We start from the raw sequence: 25,533 nt of genomic DNA, 5'->3' as shown, positions 1-25,533 counted from the left end.
ACAAATTATGTTTTTTTCATATGTTTCTAATTTTTTAAATTATTCTTTTTCCCAATGCGCTTCAGTTCCTTGAGGAGCTGCTCCTCCCTGAGCCGGAGTCACTGGTGGTTGTTCCTGGTTGATGTGATATACATACGCTGCAATCTTCTCAATCTCTGCACCTGAAACTTCTCCGTTTTTACCGAATGCTCTCATGGCAGGGTTAGTAGGAGAACCATTCCAGTCCATATGGAATACGTTTTTGAATAACGTTTTCTCAGGCTGGTTGATCCAGTAGTTATCAGTAAGGTTTGGCCCGATACCTCCACTACCGTCTTCTTTGTGACAAGATGCACAGTTTGTTTTGAATAATTCTTTACCTTCTGCAATGTTATCAGCTGAATACTTAGCTGTTTCAATCGTTACAGGAGGCTGAGATTTCTGATATTCTTCAATACTTGCCAACTGCTCTTTATATTCTTTTTCATATTCGCTTAACGGGTGAGCGAAGTCTGTGAAAGAGTAAGCTGCAATATATACAATACAAAAAGCGGTCCCAAAATAGAATAAACCTACCCACCATTTTGGTAATTGGTTATCCAGCTCCATGATTCCGTCGAAACCGTGGTCGATAAGGATATCCTTTTCTTCAGAAGCAGATTGCTTTTTGAATGCACTTTGGTACAATCTTTTGAAATAAGGAACTTTCTTTTCAGCTAAATAAGCTGCCTTTTCCTCAGGAGATAATTTCTTGAATTTGTTGTTCTCAATAAGGTCTCCGATAGCTCCATGAATGTAAGCCAGGATACCAGCGATCACAACAGTTCCCCAGAAGTAAGGTGAAGAAAGGAACGCGTAGCTCTGTACAAATAAATAATAAAAAACTATTAAAAGTCCGATTATTATTAAGATGTTTATAACAACAGGTGTTCTTTGTTTCATAAAAAATAGTTTAATTTTTTAAATTAAAATCGTCATCTTCATCATCCCCAAGAGGTGCCTCTTCTTCTTCTTTGTAATATTTTTTAGGTCTGCTAAAAACATAGATTACTAAAGCTATGAAGAACAGCATAAAGAAAATCAGAGCCAGTGTCTGGTAGAAGCCAGCATTTTCAGTATTGGATAATATATCTTTAAAGTTCTGAGGAATCATAGTATGAACTTTTTAATGTTTTTTAGTTATTACTTGCTGTTTTGATTTCAGTTGTTTTGATATCTGTACCTAATCTTTGAAGATAAGAAATAAGAGCTACAATTTCTTTTTTCTCTAGTTCTCCCTGAGGTCTCTTAGCATAAGCCTGCTTAAGGTCATTAGCTTCAGAGAAGATATCTTTCACAATTTTTGCCGATTGGTTGTTAGCCCATTTGTCTGCAGAATCGATTTCAGCCTTAGTATAAGGTACATCAAACACATTCTTCATCAGCTTCATCTTGTCTACCATCTTAGTTCTGTCTAAGTCAGTAGCAATTAACCAAGGGTAACGAGGCATGATAGAACCAGCAGAAGTAGATCTTGGGTTATACATGTGTTTGTAGTGCCAAGAACTTGGGTTTTTACCTCCTTCTCTATGTAAATCCGGTCCTGTTCTCTTAGAACCCCATAGGAATGGTCTGTCGTATACGAATTCTCCAGCTTTGGAGTACTGTCCGTTTTTACCGTTGAATCTTGTGATCTCATCTCTGAACGGTCTGATCATCTGAGAGTGACAAGCGTTACATCCTTCACGGATATAAATATCTCTACCTTCAAGTTCCAGCGGTGAATAAGGTTTTACCGCAGAAATCGTAGGTACACTTTTCTTAAGAGATAGTGTTGGAATAATTTCAATTGAACTACCGATTGATATCGTGATGAAAGATAAGATACCTAATAATACCGGAGTTCTTTCCAGCCAAAGGTGAGTACCTTCTCCTTCTTTTCTGTTTTTGCTGATGTTTGCCAACGCTGGAGCTTCAGCAGGAACTTCTTTCTGGAATGATCCTTTTCTTACTGTAGCAATTACGTTTACAATCATCAGGATAGATCCTGAGATATAGAATAAACCTCCTACGAATCTCATTTTGAAGTAAGGAATAATTGCCGTTACCGTATCCAGCCAGTTTTTCCATAATAAGGTTCCATCCGGGTTGAACTGCTTCCACATTAATCCTTGTGTAAATCCTGAAATATACATTGGAACTGCATAGAAAATGATTCCTAAAGTACCTAACCAGAAATGCCAGTTAGCTAATTTTACAGACCAAAGTTTTGTTCTCCACATGATTGGTACCAGGTAATAGATAACCCCGAATGCCATGAAACCATTCCATCCAAGAGCTCCTAAGTGTACGTGACCGATAACCCAGTCTGTAAAGTGACCAATTTTGTTGATGTTTTTAGTTGCCAAAAGCGGTCCTTCAAACGTTGCCATACCATAACAGGTAACAGCTACTACGAAGAACTTAAGGATAGGATTTTCTCTTACTTTATCCCAAGCTCCTCTCAGCGTAAGAAGACCATTTAACATACCTCCCCATGATGGTGCAATAAGCATGATAGAGAAACCTGTTCCTACCGCCTGAGCCCAAGCCGGAAGAGCTGTATACTGAAGGTGGTGAGGACCAGCCCAGATATATACGAAAATTAATGACCAGAAGTGAATAATAGACAGTTTATAAGAGAATACCGGTCTGTCTGCAGCCTTCGGAAGGAAGTAATACATTAAACCAAGAACCGGAGTCGTCAATACGAATGCAACCGCATTGTGTCCATACCACCACTGTACAATAGCATCTTTTACCCCTGCATATGCTGAATAAGATTTCCAGCCTGTGAAAGATAAAGGTACTTCAAGGTTGTTGAAGATGTGAAGCATTGCTACTGCAATCCAGGTACCGATGTAGAACCAGATGGCTACATAAAGGTGTCTCACTCTTCTCTTAGAAATAGTCAGGAACATATTGATACCAAAAATGATCCATGAGAATGCGATCAATATGTCGATCGGCCACTCGTGTTCAGCATATTCTTTAGAGGTATTAATCCCCATAAAGAATGTAACGAACGTAGCAACGATCATAAACTGCCAGGTCCAGAAATGTAGCCAAGACAAGGTGTCACTGTACATTCTTGTTTTTAATAATCTTTGTAATGAGTAATAAATACCCGTGTAAACGATGTTACAAACGAATGCAAAGATTACGGTATTGGTGTGCAGCATCCTGATTCTACCAAAACCAAATGCACCATGAGTGTTTATTAACCCTTCAATATTACCAGATGCCAAACTTTTAATGGTTGTGTCATCCGTCCCGAAAAAGAATTCAGGTAATTCAGGGTAGAAAAGCATTAATGCCGCCGTAAGCCCGAACGTAAATCCGATGAGACCGAAAACTAAGGTCGCATAAAGGAACGCACGGACAATACTATTGTCATAACTAAACTTCTGTGTTTCCATATCAACTATTCACTATTTTTCTCAATTTTTATTATTTTCTCCTATTTCTTTTTCGTCTTTATTTTTGTTGCCGGTTTCATCTTTTTCTTCAACTTTTTCGTCATCAAAGAGGATTCTGACAGCCGGAGATTCATCATCTTCAAACTGTCCTTTTCGGGCATACACTATAAATACGACCAAGAAAATCGCAGCCAAAGAAACACTGCAGAGGATCATTAAATATAGAATATCCATTGGACAACAAAATTAACCTATTTTCGGGGTTCAAATTTAGTGAAAAATAATGACATTCATCACGAAATGCCGATTTCAGCTAATTTAAAATCAGTCTAAATAAGGGCTTTTACGCCTGTTTTTTGAAATATTTACGACCTAAAATCCAGGTTGAAACTGTAGTAAAGGTAACCACTGTAATCGAACTGATTGGCATAATGATTGCTGCGAAGAGCGGATGCATATGGCCTGTAACAGCGTAACTTAAACCAACAATATTGTATAGAAAACTGATTATAAATGTCATTTTCACAATCGTGATGGAACCCTTGCAAACGTTCAGATAATTGTCAAGAGTAACTACTTTATCTCCGTTCATAATGACATCGGAAGACGGGGTAAAACTGTTCGTGTCATCAGCAATGGCGATTCCTACATTACTTTGTTTTAAGGCTCCCGCATCATTAAGCCCGTCTCCAAGCATTGCCACTTTTAAGTGCTGATCCTGAAGGGATTTGATGTAGTTCAGTTTGTCTTCCGGGCTTTGATTAAAGGCCATTCCTTTGTAATTCGGAATAAGCTCTTTAAGCTGGTTTTCTTCTGAGGAGTTGTCTCCGCTCAGGATAAATATTTTGTAGTGGGTAAGTTTTGTGAAAAGTTCTTTCAGTCTTGGACGATATTCGTTTTTAAAGATGAATTTACCCAGGTATTCACCATTTTTACTGATATAAACGGCTGTTTCAAGATTTTTAGGTTCCTGGTTGTTGTAGCGGGCAGAACCAATTTTATACAGATTTCCTCTTACACTGGCTTCATATCCTTTTCCTGAAATTTCAACAAACTTCTCTACAGGGAAATATTCATCGTTCACCTCTATGAATTCGTACAATGATTTTGAAAGCGGGTGGTTGGAATTTTTTAATAAAGTTTTGATATTCAAAGAGTCAAATTCGCTGATCTCAGATCCTTCGTATTTGATATTTGATTTCTTTCTGTGTGTAATGGTTCCTGTTTTGTCAAAAACAATCGTATCAAGTTTCGCGATTTTTTCAATCGTTAAAGTATCTTTTACATAAAACTTATTTCGGCCTAAAATCCTCATAATGTGACCGAAAGTGAACGGCGCAGACAGTGCAAGTGCGCAAGGGCATGCAATGATCAGAATGGCAGAAATAACCTGAAACATTTTCTCCAAATCAATAAATGCCCAATAGATTCCAGCAGCCAGAGCAATACCTAAAATGATGAATGTGAAATATTTACTGATGCTGTTTGTCAATGTATCCAGCCCGGTTTCATGTTTTTTGAAAGCTTCTTTATTCCAAAGCTGAGTAAGGTAACTCTGGTCTACATCTTTAATAACTTCCAGCTCCAGAGATGACCCGATCTGCTTACCTCCGGCAAAGATTTTATCGCCCGGCTGTTTACTGATGCTTTCACTTTCTCCGGTAATAAAGCTGTTGTCGATATTTCCTTCTCCGTTAATAAGAATCGCATCTACCGGAATGATTTCCTGATTTCTAACTAAAATTCTGTCTCCTACTTTTACTGCGGAAAGAAGGATATTTTCCTGTTTTCCCTCAAAGTCTACCTTCGTTACGGCAATTGGGTAGAACGATTTATAGTCTCGGTCATAAGAAAGAGCACTGTACGTTCTTTTCTGAAAAATTTTCCCCATCAGCATGAAGAAAAGAAGACCGCAAAGGGTATCAAAATATCCCGGACCGTAATCCGTCACCACTTCATAAATACTTCTCCCGAAAAGAACAAAAATTCCCAGTACAATAGGAACATCTATGTTGACGATTTTATTTTTTAATCCGTACCATGCGGATTTGTAATAATCTGAAGCCGAATAAAATACTACAGGACATGCCAGTAAGAACATCAGTGTTCTGAAAAGCCCCTTGTAATGTTCCATCCAGTAATCTTCTCCTCCTACGTATTCGGGAAAGGCGAGAAACATACCGTTTCCGAAGGCAAAACCTGCAATAGCAAATTTTACCAGCAAAGATTTATCAAGGTGGTCTACATTTTTTTCAGCAGTTTCAAGACTGATAACAGGTTTGTATCCCAGATTGGTTAAGAAATTAGCAAGTTCGCTCAATTTCAGATCATTATGGTTGAATGAAATCTGCAAAGTCTTCCTTGTGAAGTTAACCTGAGAATATTTGATATGCTTATTTAACGTATGCAGACTTTCCAGTAGCCAGATACATGAGGAACAGTGTATTACAGGGATTTTGAAAGTGACGAGGCTGGTGTTTCCTTCAGAAAAATCAGTCACTTTTTCGAAGATTTCCGGTGTGTCCAGGTAATCAAACTGAGTAGAATTTTCATCATTCGGACGAATTCCTGCTCCTTTATTAAGCTCATAGAAATTGCTTAAATTATTTAAATTCAGAATTTCGTAAACGGACTTACATCCATTACAACAGAAAGTCTTTTCATCAAATAAAATTCTCTCTTTTTCTATACCTTGACCACAATGAAAACAGTTCTCGCTCACCCCATAAAATATTGAACTACAAAATTATAACAAATTTTTTTGTTTATCGCGTTAAAAAGTTCTATTTTTGTGATAAATATCATATAAAATGCCGCAGGAACAACAGATAGCAATTGAAGAGAGGTTCGCCAGAGTTTTTAATGATAAATCATTTAAAGAAAGACTTTCTAGCGCAGATTTTGAAAAATATATTAATGGCAAAAAGAAACTGAGTTTTCAGAAACATGAAACTATTTTTGAGGATGGGGAAACTCCAAAAGGAGTGTTTGTCCTGGAAAAAGGTGCTGCCAAACTTTCAAAATCAGGAGCTTTCGGGAAAGATCAGATTTTAAGATTTATCAAAGAAGGAGATATCATCGGCTATCGTTCTTTGCTTTGTGGGGAAAACTTCCAGGCCAAAGCAGAAGCAATGACAGATATTGAATGTGTTTTCTTACCTGCAGATATCTTTATGTATCTTCTGGAAGTAGATCCACAACTGTCCTTCGTAATGCTTCAGAAAATTTCTTATGAATTAGGAGAATCTTCCAACACCATTACTTTCCTTGCACAAAAAACAGTAAGAGAAAGACTGGCAGAAATTCTGCTGCTTCTTGAACAGAAGTTGGGTGTAGATCCTGAAGGTTTTATTAAAATCTCCTTAACGAGAGAAGAAATTGCCAACATTATCGGTACTGCTACGGAAAGTGCCATCCGTCTGATCTCGGAATTCAAACAGGATAGTCTGATTGAAGTGGACGGAAGAAATATCAAGATCTTAAATCACGACAAACTCATGAAACTCGGTCACGTAGTTTTATAAATCATACAAAAACTTAAGTCGGCTCAAGGCCGACTTTTTAACTTTTAAAAATAGATAAATTATGTCTGTTCACTCTGAAATTAAAAAAGTTACGACTGAAACCTTGCGTAAAATGAAATTCGACAAGGAAAAAATAACAATGCTTACAGCCTATGATTTTACCACTGCCAAGATGGTAGATGCTGGTGGAGTAGATGCTATTTTAATTGGAGACTCTGCAGCGAATGTAATGGCTGGCTTTGAAACCACATTGCCTATTACGCTGGATCAAATGATCTATCATGCTCAAAGTGTGGTAAGAGGAACCGACAGAGCTTTGGTGGTAGCGGATTTACCTTTCGGAACTTATCAGAGTAATCCTGAAAAAGCATTGGAATCTGCGGTAAGAATGATGAAAGAAGGTGGAGCGCATGCTGTGAAAATTGAAGGTGGAAAAGAAATCTCCAAGTCAATCAAAAAAATTATCAATGCCGGAATTCCGGTAATGGGACATTTGGGATTAACACCACAGTCCATCTATAAATTCGGAACGTATAAAGTAAGAGCTAAAGAAGAAGCAGAAGCCGAAAAACTAATTGCTGATGCACAGCTTCTGGAAGAACTTGGCTGTTTTTCTATTGTGTTGGAAAAAATTCCTGCTGATTTGGCTAAGAAAGTAACTGAAAGCATCTCTATTCCAACCATCGGAATCGGTGCCGGTGCAGATTGCGACGGACAGGTTTTGGTGTATCATGATATGGTGGGAATGAACAAAGGTTTCAGCCCGAAATTCTTAAGAAGATATCTTGACCTTTACACAGAAATTACAGGAGCCGTTTCTCAATACGTGAAAGATGTGAAAAATGTAGAGTTTCCAAACGAAAACGAAAGCTATTAGTCCATGCAGAACCAACAATCTATTCAGGGAATATTATCTATTGCAGCTTTGATTTGTCTGGCCGTGGGATGGTTTAATTTATTTTCCCCGGAAATTAATCATTTGCTTTCAAGAAAAGTATTTTATGTTCTGATTGGAGCAAGCTTTTTTATTCAGGCTCCATTGCTTACCAATAAGAATTTTGTTTATGCCATGTATGCTGCAGCGGCTATCTGTGTATTCGGAGCGTTTATTCCGGAAGGCTCAAAACTTTCAGCTGTTAAAACGGTAGGCCTTCTGGCAGGGATTATCCTGTCATTATCCAACAGAAGAAGATAGACTGAAGAGGTATGAAGGAGCAGATTATATATGAAGACAATCATCTTCTGGTGATTAATAAAAAGGTGGGTCAGCTTGTACAGGGCGATAAGACCGGCGATGAATCACTATTAGAATCCATCAAGAACTTTATAAAAATAAGAGATGCTAAGCCGGGAAATGTTTTTCTCGGCTTGGTTCATCGTATAGACCGCCCAACTTCCGGACTGGTGATCTATGCAAAAACATCCAAAGCGCTTTCCCGTTTGACGCAGATGGTGAAAAACCGTGAAGTGAAAAAAACATATTGGGCAGTCGTGGGAAAAGAAATGATTCCGCAAAGCCAGAGACTGGTACATTATTTAAAGAAAAACGAAAAAAATAATAAAGCTATTGTTTTCCCAAAGGCTACGGAAGGAGCCAAAGAAGCAATCCTGACGTATCATGTGATCAAAACATTAGACAATTATTTGTTGCTGGAAATTGATCTTGAGACCGGAAGGCATCACCAGATCAGGGCTCAGCTGTCTAAAACAGGCGTCCCGATTAAAGGAGACTTAAAATATGGAGCATCTCGCTCTAATCCGGATGGAGGTATTAATCTTCACGCCAGAAAACTGGAATTTATTCATCCGGTTACTAAAGAAAACATAGAAATCATAGCTCCTGTTCCGCAGAATGATGCGATCTGGAGAGCTTGTGAAGAATAAACATATCATAACTATAACATGAAACTCAAATCACTTTTATTAGCCACATTGCTGGTTATGACATCTTGTTCAGACAATGATGACTTGCCGCTTGATAATTCACAACAGACAATTACTGAAAATACAAGTAAAATATCATGGAATTATCCTGTTTTGTCACCTGTCTTTAATGGGTTGGAACAAAATTATATGTTCGAATATGATGCTCAGGGAAGGATTATAAAAAAGATAGGAGGCAAGCTGGAACATTCCGGAGGTACGGGATTTCCTTATTCTTATTCAAAATCTGTCTATACAATGGTAACATATACAGGAAATACTGCAATTATGAGAAATTATAGCTCTGATCCTGGTTTCACTGTTCAGTTGAAGGAAAGACGGTTTGAATTTGATAATCAAGGTAGAGTTATTAAAGCAGTTATTCCAGAGGTCTATAATTCATATATGGATAAGTATTTGACCTATACTTATGATGCTTCAGGAAAGTTAACTGAGATTTTAACTGAATATCCAAATATTCCGTATGATCCAACTGATCCGCAAGATTATATTTTGACTTACGTAGAAAAGTTTATTTATAACACCTCAGGAAATCTAGAAAAGGCAATTAAAACCGAAAAGCATAATAATATTGATGCTTATATTACGAATGAAATTACATTGGATAATTTTGATTCTGCACAAAATCCATTTAAGAATTTGGGTATTTTTGAAGAGTATTTCTACTTTTCATTATCAAAAAATAATCCTCAGAGAAAAATTTCAAAAGAATTTAAACCTTATAGCTCCGAATTTTTTCTAAGCCAATCAAATTGGACTAATCAATATAATTCTGATGGAAGGCTGAAGCTTTTTTACTAAAGAACTATTTAAAATAAAATTGAAGACCGTCTGAAAATTGAGATGGTCTTTTTTCTTTAAAGTCATTTAAGATTTTGCTTATTCTAAAAAAATGTCTAACTTCGTTCCAAACTTTAGGGGTGTCTGTTGCCAACAGACTGAGACTTTACCCTTTGAACCTGATCTGGATCATACCAGCGTAGGGAAAAGTAGATGACTTTTGCTGTACATTCTATTGTACAATAATGGCCATTCCTAAAGTATATTTAATTTATTAGGAATGGAACTTATAATCAACCACACCCGAAAAACATTTGATGTACTTCCTGCCAACCTGGAAGCATTACTGGCTATTGAGTTACCCGGAAAGAAAAAAGGTATTGCTGTAGCGCTCAACAACCGAATTATTCCGCTGTCAGTCTGGGCGGAAACCATCCTCAATAACAACGATTCAGTGTTAATCATCACTGCCACTCAGGGCGGTTAATTCTCATATTTAATACCAATACTTATGGCTCACTCCATTACATGTTCGCCATTTCCGAACTCAAAGAAAATCTATGTTGAAGGAAAATTACACCCTATCAATGTAGCCATGCGTGAAATACAGCTTAGCCCAACCAAACTGACCAATGGCGGCTTTGAACACAATGCTCCGGTAACCATTTATGACACTTCGGGGCCTTATACCGATGAAAATGCAGTCATTGACATTCAGAAAGGACTTCCAAGAATCAGAGAACAATGGATTCTGGATAGAAATGATGTGAATATTCTGGAAGGGATTACCTCAGAATACGGAAAAGCGCGTTTGGCAGATCCTCGTCTTGATGAATTGAGGTTTTCCTATGATCATAAGCCTAAAGTAGCACAGGAAGGAAAAGAAATTACACAGCTTTACTATGCCAAGCAGGGAATCATTACTCCGGAAATGGAGTATGTGGCGATCAGGGAAAACCAGAGAATAGAACAGCTTGAATCCGTATCAAAAGAAATGGCATTTCAGCATCCGGGCCACAGTTTTGGAGCGAATACTCCTAAAAGTAAAATCACCCCGGAATTTGTAAGAGACGAAATTGCTGCCGGAAGAGCTATTATTCCCAATAACATCAACCATCCGGAAAGCGAGCCGATGATTATCGGGAGAAATTTCCTGGTAAAGATCAATGCGAATATCGGAAACAGTGCCGTTTCATCCAGTATTGAAGAAGAAGTGGAAAAAGCAGTATGGGCCTGCCGATGGGGAGCAGATACCATTATGGACCTTTCAACCGGTAAAAATATTCACGAAACAAGAGAATGGATCATCAGAAACAGTCCGGTTCCGATTGGTACCGTTCCAATCTATCAGGCATTGGAAAAAGTAAAAGGTGTTCCTGAAGATCTTACATGGGAAATCTTCAGAGATACTTTGATTGAACAGGCTGAACAGGGAGTTTCTTATTTTACCATCCACGCAGGAGTTTTACTAAGATATATTCATCTGACAGCCAACAGAGTAACCGGAATTGTATCCAGAGGAGGATCGATTATGGCAAAATGGTGCTTATTTCATCATAAAGAAAGTTTCCTGTATACCCATTTTGAGGAGATTTGTGAAATCATGAAGAAATACGACGTAGCTTTCTCTCTGGGAGACGGTCTTCGTCCGGGATCTATTGCAGATGCCAATGATGCAGCGCAGTTTGCAGAACTGGAAACTTTAGGTGAACTCACTAAAATTGCCTGGAAACATAATGTACAGGTAATGATTGAAGGACCTGGGCATGTACCAATGCATATGATCAAAGAAAATATGGATAAACAGCTGAAAGAATGCCATGAAGCGCCATTTTATACTTTAGGTCCTTTAACAACGGATATTGCACCGGGTTATGATCATATTACTTCAGGGATCGGAGCAGCAATGATCGGATGGTTTGGATGTGCGATGCTCTGCTATGTAACTCCAAAAGAACATTTGGGACTTCCGAATAAGGATGATGTCAAAGTTGGGGTGATCACTTATAAACTGGCAGCCCACGCGGCAGATTTAGCAAAAGGACATCCGGGCGCACAATACAGAGACAATGCATTAAGTAAAGCAAGGTTCGAATTCAGATGGGAAGATCAGTTCAATCTTTCATTAGATCCGGAAACAGCAAGAGCATATCATGATGAAACCCTTCCGGCAGAAGGAGCAAAAATTGCTCATTTCTGTTCCATGTGCGGACCAAAATTCTGTTCGATGAAAATCACTCAGGAAATCCGTGAATCTGCAGAAAAAGGGATGCTGGATAAATCACAGGAATTCATCGAAAAAGGAAAAGAAATTTATATATGATCCTCGTTATCACTCCTGAATTGATTGTTCCGAACGAAACTGATCTTATTAATCAGATGTTTCAGGAAGGTCTTGACCTGCTTCACATCCGTAAACCAGGAGCAAACAGAAATGAAATGATTGAATTTATCACCCAAATTGATGACGCTTTTCATTCACAGCTTGTACTGCATACGCATTACGATCTTGGAAAGGAATATCAGATCTCAAGGTTTCATTTCAGGGAAATCGACCGGAAAGAAGAAGCATTTAAAACTTTCGCGGAAGAAAATATAATTTCAACTTCAGTGCACGATATCACAACCTACAATACTTTGGATAAAGTATGGGAATATGCTTTCATAAGTCCATTCTTTCCAAGTATCTCCAAAAAAGGATATGGATTGGATTCTACCATTAAAGAAGAAGTAAAACATCGGAACAATCCGGATGTCAAATTGATAGCCCTTGGAGGAATTAATCAGGATAATATTCATGAAGTTTTCGAATCAGATATCGATGGAGCAGCCCTATTGGGTGCGATCTGGGAAAGTGAAGAACCTTTAAAAGTATTCAGAAAATGCAGGAACGTCCTTATGTCATAAGCATTGCAGGCTTTGATCCCAGTGGTGGAGCAGGCTTATTATCAGATAGTAAAACTTTTGAACATTCAAAAGTAATGGGATTGGGAGTGTGTACGGCATTAACATTACAGACCGCTTCCAAGTGCTTAAGCCTGGAATGGCGTCCCATAGATGAAATAATTGAAGCCATTCAGGTGCTGATGGAAAACTATTCCGTTTCAGCAGTGAAAATTGGAATTGTGAAAGATGCAGATTTTTTAAGCAAAATTGTAGAAACAGTTCAAAAGAATAATTCTGAAGTGAAAATCGTTTGGGATCCCATTCTGAAAAGCACTTCGGACTTTAATTTTTTTGATCTTGAAACTCTTCATCAATTAAAAAAAATTGTTCATAAACTCAGTTTGATTACACCTAATTATAACGAATACAGTGTTTTAAAGGGAAATCATCTGTTACCTGATACTCATCAATGCGCATTGCTGATCAAAGGAGGACATAGAGAAGATCATTTGGGCACAGATATTTTAGTTGAAAACGGAAAAGAGATTCTTTTAGCTCCAGCCGAAAGGAATACAACCTATTTTCCAAAGCATGGTTCCGGCTGTGTTTTATCCTCAGCCATTACAGCAGAACTTGCGAAGGGGAAAAATATGGAAACGGCCTGCTGGAATGGAAAATTATACATCGAAAAATTTTTAAAAAGCAATTCCTCTTTACTGGGAACGCATTCATAAAAACATGGAAAAATTACAATACATATCACAGGGAAATACAATACAGGAACAGGAAAAGCATATCCGTAACGCTTTGGATAATGGAATCAAATGGGTACAGGTTCGATGGAAAAATGCGCCTGAAAATGAATTAATCAGTCTTTGTGAAATTTCAAAACAGCTTTGCTCAGCATATCAGTCGGTTTGTATCATCAATGACCATGTACAGATCGCTAAAGAAATAGATGCTGACGGAGTACATTTAGGATTGGATGACTGTTCTGTCGATGAAGCAAGACTGATTCTTGGAAAAAACAAAATTATTGGCGGGACAGCTAATACCCTTTCAGATGTGATCAGGAGAATCAAAGAATCGTGTGATTATATTGGTTTGGGACCATTGAGATTTACCACCACGAAAGAAAAGTTAAGTCCTGTCCTTGGATTTGAAGGATACCGGCATATCATTGACGGGTTAAAAGATAAATCAATAGAGATCCCTAAAATATTTGCCATCGGGAGCGTTAATCCTGAAGATATTTTACCGCTACAGGAAATCGGGATTTATGGCGTTGCTGTTTCAGGAATTATTACCAGGCAGCCCGCTATTATTAACGAATTAAAAAAAGTAATGATATGAACAATCAGAAATTAGAAATAGCAGGAAGAATTTTTGAATCCAGACTGTTTTTAGGGACAGGAAAATTCGGAAGTATGAGAGATATGGTGCAGTCTGTTATCGCATCAGAAAGCAATATGGTAACGATGGCGCTGAAAAGGATTGATGCCCAATCCAATGAAGATGACCTGCTTGACTCATTAAAAGAAACCCATGTTCATCTTCTTCCTAATACTTCCGGAGCCAGAACTGCCAAAGAAGCCGTATTGGCAGCTCAATTAGCCAGAGAAGCACTGGAAACCAACTGGGTAAAACTAGAAATTCATCCCGATCCGAAATATTTACTGCCGGACCCCATTGAAACCTTATATGCCACTGAAGAACTGGCGAAATTAGGATTTGTTGTAATGCCTTACATTCATGCCGATCCGGTTCTGTGCAAAAGACTTGAAGATGCAGGAACCGCAGTGGTAATGCCATTGGGAGCGCCTATTGGAACGAATAAAGGACTAAAAACACAGGATTTTCTTGAAATAATCATCAGCCAGAGCAACGTTCCTGTAGTGGTAGATGCCGGAATCGGGGCACCTTCAGATGCCGCAAAAGCCATGGAAATGGGGGCTGACGCCGTTTTGGTGAATACTGCCATTGCTGTAGCCAGAAATCCGTTGAATATGGCTGTCGCTTTTAAAGAAGGAGTGATTGCCGGAAGAAGAGCTTTTGAGTCAGGGTTGGGAGCCATTTCAAGTCATGCTGAAGCTTCAAGTCCGCTGACTTCGTTTTTATTTGAATAATCAGGATTATGAAAAGCTTTAAAGATGTTTTTGAAAACTACCAGTGGGATGAGGTAAAGAATAAGCTTGAAAATGTAAGTCTGGCCGATGTAAGATACAGTCTTCAGAAGAAAAACAAAACGATTGATGATTTCCTTAATCTTCTGTCGCCAGCCGCTTCTCAGGAACTCGAAATGATGGCAGTGATGACGAGGGCACTTACCCAGAAACGTTTCGGAAAAACCATTCAGTTGTATGCACCACTGTATCTCAGCAATGAATGCCAGAATATCTGTACCTACTGCGGATTCAGTCTTGATAACAATCTGAAAAGGAAAACCCTTTCTGATATGGAGTTGATGATTGAAGCATCAGTCCTGAAATCAATTGGAGTAAACCATGTATTGCTGGTAAGTGGTGAAGCCAATAAAATAGTGGGAGTTCCTTACTTTCAGAATACTGTACGTAAGTTAAAGCCACATTTTTCCAACATTTCCATCGAAGTTCAGCCTTTAATGGAAGATGAATACAAACTGCTTCATGAAGAAGGGGTACATTCCGTATTGGTCTATCAGGAAACCTATCATCAGGATGTCTACAGAGAATACCATCCGAAAGGTAAAAAATCAAATTTCCATTTTCGTCTGGAAACTCCCGACAGGATAGGTAGAGCAGGAATTCATAAGATCGGGCTGGGAGTCCTGCTTGGGCTTGAAGATTGGAGAGTAGATAGCTTCTTCAATGCCTTACACATCGATTATCTTCAGAAACAGTACTGGAAAAGTAAGTTTTCTGTTTCCTTTCCAAGGCTCAGACCTGCTGAAGGAATTATTGAACCCAATTTTATCATGGAAGACAAAGATCTTCTTCAGCTGATCTGTGCTTACAGAATCTGGAATGAAGACCTTGAGATTTCCATATCTACCAGAGAAAATGAAGTCTTCAGAAATAATATTGTCTCTCTGGGAGCAACTGCTATGAGTGCAGGTTCAAAAACAAACCCTGGAGGATATGCGGTGGATAAAGAATCTCTGGAACAGTTTGAAACCAGTGACGAGCGAAGTATGGATGAAATTAAAATCATGATTAAAAAAGCAGGTTATGATCCTGTGATGAAAGATTGGGATTCCGTATATAATGGATTTTAAAATTTTAAAGCCATTAAGGATTTTGAAGGAGTGAAGTTGAATTAATAAAAATCGGAGATTTTTAAGATAGTATCTTTTTAAAACGAAGCTTAACTTTCCTAAAATAACTAAAGAAACTTAATGGCTAAATTATCATAAAGTATGAAAAAAGAAGATCATTTTTCACGGTACAGCCGGCAGATATTTATTGAAGAAATAGGATTGGAAGGACAAAAGAAAATAAGTTCATCCAAAGTTCTTGTCATTGGGGCAGGAGGTTTGGGAAGTCCTGTTATTCAATATCTGGCTGCTGCAGGAGTAGGGACTTTAGGTGTTGCAGATTTTGATGAGGTTGAACTTCACAATCTGAACCGGCAGATTATCCATACCGAAAACAGAGTAGGGTTATCCAAAGTGAAAAGTGCTGAAACCTTTGTTGGAGAACTCAATCACCAGATTACATTCATCGGTATTGAAGAAAAAATCAATGAAAATAATGCAGAGGTAATTCTGTCTCAATATGATGTTATTGTTGATGGCTCAGATAACTTTTCAACAAGATATCTGGTGAATGACACCTGTGTGCAATTACAAAAAACTTTGGTTTACGGAAGTATCTTAGGATTCTCAGGACAAGTTGCTGTGTTTAATCATAACGGAAGTAAAAACTTAAGAGATATTTTCCCGGAACCGCCCTTTGATGAAGATCTTCCGGATTGTGACAGCCTTGGTGTATTGGGTGCTCTCCCCGGAATGATAGGAAGTATGATGGCACTTCAGACCTTAAAAATCATAACAGATCTTCCGGTAAGTTTGAATCAGCTGACATTGGTAGACACACTGAGCTGGAGATTTCAGACGGTAGATTTCTGATGTAAATGTAAACACTAATGTCACAAATGTTTTCACAAATAACACCATTTTATTAGCAATACATATCAATAGGGGCGGGCTTTAGCCCGTCTTACTTGTATAAAACGATCCATTGGCGTTATCCAAAATTTATATAAAAAAACAGGTGATAATCATTTTTTTTACCACCTGTTTTTATTTATCTATTATAAAGAAGGATTATTGTGCCTGCTGCATTACACCCCCGGTATCTTCTTTTTTGGTCTGATTTAAAATATTCGGATCTTCTTTCGCCAATTTATTTCTCGTCGGAATTTTATAATTGATGGAAAGTCCGAAATTTCTTGTGTCGTATTTGCTGTAGATCATCACCGGATTTCCTGATGGTGGATTAGAACGTACCTGCATCACCTGTCCGTTGAAAATATCGTTTGCAAAAACCGAAAGTGTCAGACGGTTGTTCATAAACTTCTTCGTCAATGTAATATCAAAAGAGTTGTTGAACGGTTTCTCTGCAGTAAAGTAGAAATATCCTGCCTTTGGAGTCAGATAGCTGTAATTGGCTGTCAGTTTGATGTCTTTAGGCAAAATAATCTGAGTCATGATATTAAAAATCCAGAACCCTTTATTGTTCAGATTATCAATTTCATGCTTCTGATATCCTGCATATAAGTACATGAAGTTAATTTTATCCGGATTGAAATTAAACTTCATGATTTCACTCAAAGGCTTACTGAAAATCATAAAAGGAACCGGTAGCCCCACGTTGAAATTGTGAATTTTCATATTGGAAATATTCACCTGCTCATTGAAGAGTTTCCTTCCGTCTTTTCGGATGATCTGTGCTACCTGATTGCTTGCCGAGCTTACGCTATACCCGATAAACGCATAGTCAAAAGCTGATATTTTCAATTCATAATTATCAAAAATAGTAGGCTGTAGATTCGGGTTACCATTTACTTCTGTACTAGGTCCGGAGAATGTTACGTTATTCGGGTTCAGGGCAGAAATACTTGGCAGACTGATTTTTCTGTTGTAATTCGCGGCAATATAAACCTGATTCATCATGTTATACTGTACACTTGCGTTCGGGAACAGCTTAAACTTATTAAAAGGAATCAACTCAGCTTCCACCAGTTTTGTATCTTTATCAAAATACCTTGTTATCCCTGAAATATCATAATTTTCAGCACGGGATCCCAACGTGAAATCAAACTTTTTCAGTTTAGCCTGGAACTCTAAATACGTTGAAGCAGTCTGTCTCTGATATTCAAGATTGGTCAGTCCAAAACTTTCTGTATCATAATCCTGCCTTTCATATAATCCTCCAAAACTTACTTTCCCACCATCAAGAAGTTTGATCGGCTGTGCATAATCTACTTTAAAGTTGGCAATATTCATCACAGATTTATTATTCAGAATATCTTTTAATCCATTGGTAGGGCTATCAAGAGGTTCATTGGGATAAGCTACAAATGTCCCATCCTGGAAGTAATTATCCTGAGAAAATTTGCTGTCTGATCTCGTATACCCAAACTGGAAATCCAGTTTTTGAGATTTGTCAGCAAAACGCTTCTGATAGGTTACAACCGCTTCCTGTCTTAAATTATTGGTATGGGCAACGTCAGAAGAAGTATAAAAAGCTTCTTGTAAATCTTTCGGGTTTCTCTTGAATGGTAAATCTCCATGCCCGTCACTTAAAGTATAGTTGTCATTATTGTTGTGATAAATATCGTAGTTCAATAATAACCTGTCCTGCCCTAAATCAAAAGTCAATCCGGATTTTGCAAAATATCCGCGTGCGTATCTATCGGTATGGCTTGTTAGAAGCTCATCCTGCTGGCCATTCAGCATACTTTCACGGTAATTCTGCCCAACATTCAGCTGCCATCCGAAATATTTATTTCTGGCATTTAAATTAACGGAGTTGGTCGTTCTGCTTCTATACTTGTCGTAATTTGTAAAAGAATAATTCCCTGAATACGTAGCGGTTAAATATTTATTTGCATTTTTGTTGGTGATGATATTCATGATGGCACCTCCGGAAGTTGCCGGAAACTCAGCACCTGGCTGCGTGATCACTTCAATTCTTTCTACGGAATTGGCCGGCATCCCTTCAAGGAAGGAGTTCAATTCATTGGAAGTGATGTTCAGAGGTCTTCCGTTAAGATATACTTCCAGCATTTTTCCCTGATACATCATCCCTGCAATATCGGTAGATACAAGCCCCGGAAGTTTCTTTATTCCTTCCAGAACGTTTCCGTTATTCAGCTGAGGCTGCTCAGAAAAATCAAAAATAGTACGGTCTGCTTTTTGTTCAACGGCTTTTTTAGTTTTGGTGATGACTACGCCTTCAATTTGCTTTTCCTGTGGTTTATTATTTTTTTCTTGTGAAAAAACAAAAACAGAGCTTAGCAAGGATAAAGCGAAAATTGTTTTTTTCATAATGTTTTACTGTTATCCGGTTAGACGCTGAAAAAGATAATTTGTTACGCTAAAATGTTGAAAATCGAAAATTTAGGCTAAATTTTTTTTATTTCGGAAATAATTATATCTTTGCCAGGTAATTATCAAGAATCTCTAGATGGGATAGCAACCTGCAAAAACAAGCAAGGTGCTGCAATCGATAAGCCGGATCTTCTGGAAAAAATGTTTATCATTCTATCATTACTCCCATCTTGAATTTTTGTTTTAAAGTTAAAATCAAATGTTTAAAGACAAGGGAAATCACATTCCATCAGTAATTTTTTATTCTTCAGATCATGAAGTGAGCCTTCATTACTCTGATATGTTCTCATGCCATTTCTACATGCGCATGTGTTGTTGCTTCTAGCCTTTTCTATTTCTAAAAAATAATACAAACATTTCGAATTCTATGGTAACCTTACAATTTAGGGCTACAGGATTTGTATTGCTTAAAAAACAAATTTCATCAACAAAAAAGTACACAACAAACATGCATAATTTCAAAAAAAGAATTTTTATTCCTTTCGTGCTTATTTCTTCATTTTATTACGCACAGACGGACACTTTACAATCGAAGAAAATAGAAGATGTGGTTATCCTTGGATCAAGGGGTTCCGGAAGATCTTTGACCGATACTCCTGTTCCGGTGGACATCATTAATATATCTAAAATTTTAAAACAGAGCCCGACGAATAATATCAGCCAGGCTTTAAACTATATCGTACCCTCATTTTCATCCACATCACATACTGTAAATGACGGAACTGATTTTGTGGATCCGGCACTGTTGAGAGGATTAGGACCGGATCAGGTTTTGGTATTACTCAACGGAAAAAGAAGGTATCAGTCTTCACTGATTAATGTTACCCTTACGCCGGGAAGAGGTTCTGTGGGAACCGACCTTAATGCTATTCCTGCTTTTGCATTGGAAAAAATAGAAGTTTTAAGGGATGGAGCTGCTGCCCAGTATGGATCTGATGCCATTGCGGGGGTGCTAAACCTCGGACTGAAAAAAAGGCTGGGATTTTCCGGACAGGTATTCTTAGGGGGATATGCTTCACCTGTTGCCAATAATTTCTCCGGAGGGGTAGACGGACAGACTGTTTCTGTAGACCTTAATTATGGCACTAAAGTAGGGAAATCCGGATTTTTTAATATTACCGGTTCCGCCCAATACCGTGATCCTTATTCCAGAGCAGGAGTGAGGGAAGGAGATATTTTCAACGCCTATAATGCCATTAATTACCGGGCATTACAGGATGGAGTGAATATTGACGGCTTGTATAAAAACATTACCAATACTTCCAATACTCAGCAAATCATCAATACCATTAAACAGTATGCAACTAAGGTTGGATATTTTGCACCTGATTTTCAATCTCAGATTTCCGGGGCAAACAGCATTTCTGAGCTTCAAAAAATATTGGGTAAAGATTTTACCTCTGAGGAGCTTAATTACAGAGGATTGGAGAGAAAAGATTTCAGTTTGAGAGCAGGGCAGTCTAAACTGCAGTCCGGACAGCTCTTCTTCAACTCTGAAATTCCTGTGAATGACGAATGGAAGGTTTATTCATTTGGAGGCTACAGCTACCGTCTTGGAAATGCAGGAGGATTTTACAGGCTTCCGAACAATGAAAGGAATATTAATGCAGTTACTCCCAACGGATATCTGCCTCAGATTGAAGCCACTGTAAATGATTATTCCCTTGCTGCCGGAATTAAAGGAAAATGGGATGGCTGGAATGTGGATTTCAGTAATACATTCGGGAAAAATGTTTTCGGTTTTGGTGTTGTCAATACTTTTAATGCATCACTTACAGATAGTTCTCCAAGAACCTTTGATGCCGGAGGATCTGAATTCTCACAAAATACCGTCAACCTTGATTTCTCTAAGAAATATGATGTTCTGAAAGGGTTGAACATTGCGTTTGGTGGTGAATACCGGCATGAAAATTATAAAGTAAATGCAGGAAAGGAAAACTCTTATGCTTCCTACGATATCTATGGCCGGGTAGTAACAGCCAAAACCCCTGAAAATGAAAAAGTAACCGATTTTTTTGAAAGTGTAAGACCCGCAGGAGCTCAGGTCTTTCCGGGATTCAGTCCTGAAAATGCAGTTTCCGGAAACAGAAACAGTATTGCAGCTTATGCTGATGCAGAACTGGAAATTACCGATAGATGGTTATTGGAAGGAGCTGTACGGTATGAGAATTATTCAGATTTCGGATCTACATTCAATTATAAGGTGGCAACCAATGTAAAACTGGCTTCCAATCTCAACTGGAGAGGAGCTGTTTCTACTGGGTTCAGAGCGCCTTCATTAGCACAAATCTATTACAGTTCTACTTCTACGCTGATTCAGCAGGGGAAGACAACGCAGGTAGGTACTTTCAGAAATAATTCTGAGGCTGCACAGGCATTGGGTATTCCAAAATTAAAACAGGAAACCTCACAATCCTACAGTACAGGAATTACCTGGAAGATTCCGGCATTAAGCCTTACTTTCACAGCGGATGCTTATTTAATAAAGATTAAAGACAGAGTCGTACTGACCGATCTCTTCTATCGCCCTGATGGTAATTTTACTCCTGGCTCGGATCAGGCCGTTCTACAGGATGCTTTTGATCTTGCAAGAGCCAGCGCTGCCAACTTTTTTGCCAATGCAGTAGATTCTCAGACAAAAGGCCTTGATATCACCATTTCCCAGAACTCAAAAATCTCATCCGGAATTTCCCTGGAGAATAATCTGGGAATCAATTTTAATCAGACTAAAAGAATCGGGGATATCCACGCGTCTCCTAAATTGGTAAGTCAGATCAATAATTATTTCTCAGAACCGAACAGAATCTATTTTGAAGAAGCTGTACCCCGTGTAAAAGCTACATTAGGCAATACGGTAAGAGCTTCCGGATTTACTTTCGTACTGCGTAATTCTTTCTTTGGTAAAGTGACCGATGCAGATGTTGTGGATGCTAACTTTGATGGTGTAACAGGAAGTACAGAGCATTTCGTCCTTAACCGCCGCGTGATAACAGACCTATCAGTAGGCTATAATTTTAATAAAAATATTTCAGCAACCGTAGGAAGTAATAATATCTTTAATATATTGCCTTCTAAAAGCCCCGCAATAAGTTCATTAACAGCAGATAACCAGTTTGTCTATTCCAGACAGGTTTCCCAGTATGGTATAGGCGGAAGGTTCTTGTTTGCAAGAATTGAATTCAGCTTCTAATATAAAGACTGAAGTTTTGATTAAAAAAAAGACAGAGACTGAATCTCTGTCTTTTTATTTATTTCAGTGAAGAAAATTCAATGAATTCATATTCTGCGGAAGAGGTAAAAAGTTGTCTAAGTACTGCTGCATGTCCATTTCCTGCAATGACAAGAATTCTGTCTTCTCCGTTGTGAGGAATGTTTTGAATATTGCGGAACATTCTCAGGTTTCTGCTGTACCAGTAAAGAGCGAGCATATCGGCGCCGTCATATTCTCTTAGTGTAAAGTCACCGCTAAGATAAGCCCCGTATCCGTACTGATGGCTTTCTTTGGAATTCATATAAGTAAAAGTGTCCAGAAGAGATTTAAAATTTTTAGGCTCAGAACTCTTGTAGAAGGCAATAAACTGTTGGGAGATCGGGTCATCACTTCTGAAATCATAATCCTTGCTGAGGTTTTTAAAAAATGCAGAATCAGTTTTCCCAAAATGTTTTTCAAGGTCATCCAGAATAGATTCTGCGTCAATGCTGAATAATTCAGTTATTTTGAGTTCACTGGCTATTCTCATAGCAAGCTGATAACGCTCATCTCTTTTGTCACGGTGTTTGCCTTCGCTGTATTCCTTCAGCTTTTGATTGGCGTTCCAGCCCGGCCAGGCCTCAATTGCAATCTTTGTCGGCTTAAATCTTTTGATATATTCTACCAGTTCTGTAACCTCTTTTGCTGTTTCAGGAGAAAGTACATCTACCTGATCTTCCTTATTGGTTTTATGGGCATCCAGATTTGGATAATCAAAATGAAAGGAGCCTACCACCAAAACTTTCGTCTTTGGATTTTTAAAATAATCTGAAGGCTTTTTTTGAGCGAATACTGATGTAGAAAGGCATACAAGAAAAATATAAATAAAGGTTTTCATGAGTTTATTTTTTTAAATTACTGTTACATTATTATTGTGCACGGTTTTTCTCTTCGAAATTCACCGCTCTGTTATTGGATTTGATTTTCTGGTTCCCCAAATTATAGGTAACGCTGAGTGTCATTCTTCGGGCATCCCAATAGTTGTTGAATGACTGTGTATTATCTGTAAAATACATATCTCCCTTATATCCGGACTGCTTAAAAATATCACTCACCGAAAGATTTACCTGAAGTGCTTTTTCCACAAAGCTCACCTTTATTCCGGCATCAAGGCTTGCTCTGTTCCTTACAGCGGTATATCCGTCACGGGAAGGAAGATGATGCCAGTAGTTGACAAATAGCATGAACGTTTTAGCCTTATTGAGCTGGAATGTATTATTGAGGGAGTAATAAAACGACTGTCCGTTTTTAGGAACCAGATTGAACCTTGTAATCTGAGTCTCATTATAACTGAACGAAGTCGAAATATTGCTTTCCCAGATTTTAAAGAAAGTATCTGTGTAATTCAGATTGATACCATAATTATCCTGATTATAGTAATTCTCAAACGTACTGATGAGGTTAATTCCGGTCAGGAATGTGATCTGGTCAAAGTTATTTGTTGTTCTCTGGTAGTAAAGATTAGCCGAAAACTTACTTTTAAACATATAGTTAAGTTCTATATTATGATTAAAAGAGGGCTGCAGGCTTGGGTTCCCTGAATAATACGTGTTCGGATTGGAATACCATCGGAACGGATCCAAAGCCCGGAAATAGGGGCGGTTGATTCTTCGGGAATAATTGATACTGAACTGATTATCCTGATTGGCTTTATAAGAAAGATAGGCCGTAGGGAAGAATTTACCGTAATTATTCTCAGATTTTGCCTGTGTAGAAGGAGAGAAACCGCTGGATTGTGAATATTCATAACGGATTCCTGCTTTCACAGACCATTTTTCGCCAAGATCTTTACTGACGCTGATATAAGCGGCATAATTTTTTTCATTATAATCAAAAAGATTGCTTTTTGCAGGGTCTATGGTGTAATTTCCATTGATAGAATTAAAATATCCGATGTCAGAATTATTGGAAAACTGACTGTATTTTGCTCCGGTTTCCAACTGTATTTTTTTGAAATTTAAAGATAAATCTGCCTGCCCCGAATAGATCTTATAATCTACTGAAGAAAGATTTTTTACGATCTGTGTTGAGTTGTTAGCGACATTTCTTGTGGTAAAATTTACCTCTGTATCGGGCAGATTTCCATAATAATTAGCACCTATGCTGAGCTTATGTTCCCCAAATTTCTGATCAAAATATAAATTAAGCATCTGTGAAGTAAATGAAGAACGGTGCTTTGAATCTGTGTCTGTTTGCAAAGTAGGAGTGGTCCCGGTAAAGTAATGTTGTTTTGAATTGATATCCATATTGGAATGTCCTTTCGAAATATCATATACCAGTCCGATATTGGAATTTTTGGAAAGAGAATAATCAATATTAACATTCAGTCCCAATCCGTCATTCATATCCCGTCTTTCATCCCTGCTTACAGAAGAGCTTTGCCCGGTAATTTTATAATTTTCCACTGATCTTTTATCTCCGTCATATCCCTGAAGCTTGATAGATGCTTTCACTTTTTCATTCTGATAGTTCACTCCTGCCACGGTGCTGAATGCTGCATAGGTCTTTTGGGTATAATTCGTGGTCAGGTAGCCGCTCCATCCAGGATTCTGATTCTTTTTAAGAACAATATTGATTATCCCGCTGTTTCCCTGAGCTTCGTATTTGGCAGGAGGAGTGGTGATTACTTCAACTTTCAATATGTTTTCCGAACGAAGGTTTCGAAGATAGTTAATCAGCTCAGATCCGGAAAGATTCAGCATCCGGTCATTAACCATCACAGCAACGCCATTTTTTCCGGCAATGGAAAGCAGTCCTTTATTTTCATCTACCTGCAGTAAAGGTGTACCAGCCAAAACTTCAGTGCCTGAACTTCCCTGTGAAAGCATAGAGTTCTGAACATTGTAAACAAGACGGTCCACTTTACGTTCCACCATAACTTTTTTACCGTTCACCGTAACTGCTTCTATTTTGTTGACATTGGCGGTGTCTTTGGTTTGTGCTGCTGAAAAAGAACAAATCAGGGTGGCTATAAATACAATGTGTTTTTCCATATTATAAAAGACAGATTGAATGATATTTATATTACATTTCTCTGACAAAAGTACCGGAAGAGGTTCTATGAGAAAACAGCATTTAGATGAAGAAGACAATTATTCATGTCAAAAAAGTTTCGTCGGAAAAAAACAGGTTTTTGTCGAA

The 25,533-nt window shown here is 38.1% G+C and carries 22 protein-coding genes and 2 riboswitches; of the genes, 14 read left to right on the top strand and 8 right to left on the bottom strand.

Going from position 1 to position 25,533, the window contains the following annotated elements; genetic code table 11:
* Positions 1–39: 39 nt before the first annotated feature.
* The 5 genes from JNG87_RS17530 to JNG87_RS17510 all read right to left on the bottom strand — a co-directional run bounded on the left by JNG87_RS17530 (position 40) and on the right by JNG87_RS17510 (position 6,138).
* Entirely contained in the window at positions 40–921 is an 882-nt protein-coding gene (locus JNG87_RS17530; protein ID WP_062676011.1) for a cbb3-type cytochrome c oxidase N-terminal domain-containing protein, read from the bottom strand.
* A gap of 10 nt (positions 922–931) precedes the next feature.
* A complete protein-coding gene (locus JNG87_RS17525) occupies positions 932–1,132 on the bottom strand; it encodes a cbb3-type cytochrome oxidase subunit 3 (protein ID WP_002983870.1) in 201 nt (66 codons plus the stop codon).
* Between the two features lie 22 nt (positions 1,133–1,154).
* Positions 1,155–3,416 carry a cytochrome-c oxidase, cbb3-type subunit I gene (gene ccoN / locus JNG87_RS17520; protein ID WP_076595424.1) on the bottom strand — a complete coding sequence of 754 codons (2,262 nt, stop codon included), beginning with the start codon at positions 3,414–3,416 and terminating at the stop codon, positions 1,155–1,157.
* Positions 3,417–3,437: 21 nt separating this feature from the next.
* The gene (gene ccoS, locus JNG87_RS17515; RefSeq protein ID WP_110009904.1) at positions 3,438–3,650 is read right to left on the bottom strand and encodes a cbb3-type cytochrome oxidase assembly protein CcoS; all 213 of its coding nucleotides are present in this window, start codon (positions 3,648–3,650) and stop codon (positions 3,438–3,440) included.
* Between the two features lie 109 nt (positions 3,651–3,759).
* The gene (locus tag JNG87_RS17510) at positions 3,760–6,138 is read right to left on the bottom strand and encodes a heavy metal translocating P-type ATPase (RefSeq protein WP_202839973.1); all 2,379 of its coding nucleotides are present in this window, start codon (positions 6,136–6,138) and stop codon (positions 3,760–3,762) included.
* An 88-nt stretch (positions 6,139–6,226) separates the two neighbouring features.
* Between JNG87_RS17510 and JNG87_RS17505 the strand changes: the two genes are divergently transcribed.
* The 13 genes from JNG87_RS17505 to JNG87_RS17445 all read left to right on the top strand — a co-directional run bounded on the left by JNG87_RS17505 (position 6,227) and on the right by JNG87_RS17445 (position 16,655).
* On the top strand, positions 6,227–6,940 hold the full coding sequence (locus JNG87_RS17505) for a Crp/Fnr family transcriptional regulator (RefSeq protein ID WP_047424695.1): 714 nt from the start codon (positions 6,227–6,229) through the stop codon (positions 6,938–6,940).
* Between the two features lie 61 nt (positions 6,941–7,001).
* Complete coding sequence (panB, locus tag JNG87_RS17500) at positions 7,002–7,817, top strand: 3-methyl-2-oxobutanoate hydroxymethyltransferase (protein WP_110009902.1); 816 nt, start codon at positions 7,002–7,004, stop codon at positions 7,815–7,817.
* 3 nt (positions 7,818–7,820) lie between these two features.
* Positions 7,821–8,135, top strand: coding sequence for a hypothetical protein (locus JNG87_RS17495; RefSeq protein ID WP_047377337.1), 315 nt, complete (start codon positions 7,821–7,823; stop codon positions 8,133–8,135).
* Positions 8,136–8,146: 11 nt separating this feature from the next.
* Positions 8,147–8,824 carry an RluA family pseudouridine synthase gene (locus JNG87_RS17490; RefSeq protein ID WP_202839972.1) on the top strand — a complete coding sequence of 226 codons (678 nt, stop codon included), beginning with the start codon at positions 8,147–8,149 and terminating at the stop codon, positions 8,822–8,824.
* A gap of 18 nt (positions 8,825–8,842) precedes the next feature.
* Positions 8,843–9,685 (top strand): hypothetical protein, encoded by an 843-nt coding sequence (locus JNG87_RS17485; protein WP_202839970.1) that lies wholly within the window; start codon positions 8,843–8,845, stop codon positions 9,683–9,685.
* A 105-nt stretch (positions 9,686–9,790) separates the two neighbouring features.
* Positions 9,791–9,887: riboswitch (TPP riboswitch) on the top strand.
* 57 nt (positions 9,888–9,944) lie between these two features.
* On the top strand, positions 9,945–10,151 hold the full coding sequence (gene thiS / locus JNG87_RS17480; protein WP_047377339.1) for a sulfur carrier protein ThiS: 207 nt from the start codon (positions 9,945–9,947) through the stop codon (positions 10,149–10,151).
* A 24-nt stretch (positions 10,152–10,175) separates the two neighbouring features.
* On the top strand, positions 10,176–11,987 hold the full coding sequence (gene thiC, locus JNG87_RS17475) for a phosphomethylpyrimidine synthase ThiC (protein ID WP_202839968.1): 1,812 nt from the start codon (positions 10,176–10,178) through the stop codon (positions 11,985–11,987).
* Positions 11,984–12,571 carry a thiamine phosphate synthase gene (locus JNG87_RS17470; RefSeq protein ID WP_202839966.1) on the top strand — a complete coding sequence of 196 codons (588 nt, stop codon included), beginning with the start codon at positions 11,984–11,986 and terminating at the stop codon, positions 12,569–12,571. The genes thiC and JNG87_RS17470 overlap by 4 nt, the downstream gene beginning before the upstream one ends.
* Positions 12,547–13,284, top strand: a complete 738-nt coding sequence (locus JNG87_RS17465) for a hydroxymethylpyrimidine/phosphomethylpyrimidine kinase (RefSeq protein WP_202839964.1) — start codon at positions 12,547–12,549, stop codon at positions 13,282–13,284. The genes JNG87_RS17470 and JNG87_RS17465 overlap by 25 nt, the downstream gene beginning before the upstream one ends.
* Positions 13,285–13,288: 4 nt before the next feature.
* Entirely contained in the window at positions 13,289–13,903 is a 615-nt protein-coding gene (locus JNG87_RS17460; RefSeq protein ID WP_202839963.1) for a thiamine phosphate synthase, read from the top strand.
* Positions 13,900–14,676 carry a thiazole synthase gene (locus JNG87_RS17455; RefSeq protein ID WP_202839961.1) on the top strand — a complete coding sequence of 259 codons (777 nt, stop codon included), beginning with the start codon at positions 13,900–13,902 and terminating at the stop codon, positions 14,674–14,676. Before JNG87_RS17460 ends, JNG87_RS17455 begins: the two co-directional genes overlap by 4 nt.
* Positions 14,677–14,684: 8 nt before the next feature.
* Positions 14,685–15,803 (top strand): 2-iminoacetate synthase ThiH, encoded by a 1,119-nt coding sequence (gene thiH, locus JNG87_RS17450; protein WP_202839959.1) that lies wholly within the window; start codon positions 14,685–14,687, stop codon positions 15,801–15,803.
* A gap of 141 nt (positions 15,804–15,944) precedes the next feature.
* Positions 15,945–16,655, top strand: coding sequence for a HesA/MoeB/ThiF family protein (locus JNG87_RS17445; protein WP_202839957.1), 711 nt, complete (start codon positions 15,945–15,947; stop codon positions 16,653–16,655).
* Positions 16,656–16,853: 198 nt separating this feature from the next.
* On the opposite strand, the gene JNG87_RS17440 is transcribed toward JNG87_RS17445, so the two are convergent.
* Entirely contained in the window at positions 16,854–19,079 is a 2,226-nt protein-coding gene (locus tag JNG87_RS17440) for an outer membrane beta-barrel protein (RefSeq protein ID WP_202839955.1), read from the bottom strand.
* A 117-nt stretch (positions 19,080–19,196) separates the two neighbouring features.
* Positions 19,197–19,294, top strand: a riboswitch (SAM-I-IV-variant riboswitch).
* Between the two features lie 296 nt (positions 19,295–19,590).
* Between JNG87_RS17440 and JNG87_RS17435 the strand changes: the two genes are divergently transcribed.
* Positions 19,591–22,332 (top strand): TonB-dependent receptor plug domain-containing protein, encoded by a 2,742-nt coding sequence (locus JNG87_RS17435; protein WP_238349613.1) that lies wholly within the window; start codon positions 19,591–19,593, stop codon positions 22,330–22,332.
* A 58-nt stretch (positions 22,333–22,390) separates the two neighbouring features.
* Here the strand turns inward: JNG87_RS17435 and JNG87_RS17430 are convergent, their stop codons facing one another.
* Positions 22,391–23,230, bottom strand: a complete 840-nt coding sequence (locus tag JNG87_RS17430; RefSeq protein WP_202839952.1) for a DUF5694 domain-containing protein — start codon at positions 23,228–23,230, stop codon at positions 22,391–22,393.
* Between the two features lie 31 nt (positions 23,231–23,261).
* Positions 23,262–25,385: a TonB-dependent receptor domain-containing protein gene (locus JNG87_RS17425; RefSeq protein ID WP_202839949.1), complete on the bottom strand. Its 2,124-nt coding sequence runs from the start codon at positions 25,383–25,385 to the stop codon at positions 23,262–23,264.
* Positions 25,386–25,533 lie beyond the last annotated feature (148 nt).

Source organism: Chryseobacterium cucumeris (genome assembly GCF_016775705.1).
In the GTDB taxonomy this organism is placed as follows: domain Bacteria; phylum Bacteroidota; class Bacteroidia; order Flavobacteriales; family Weeksellaceae; genus Chryseobacterium; species Chryseobacterium cupriresistens.
Note: the sequence above shows the minus strand (reverse complement) of the source record. Positions and strands in the feature narration are given on the sequence as shown.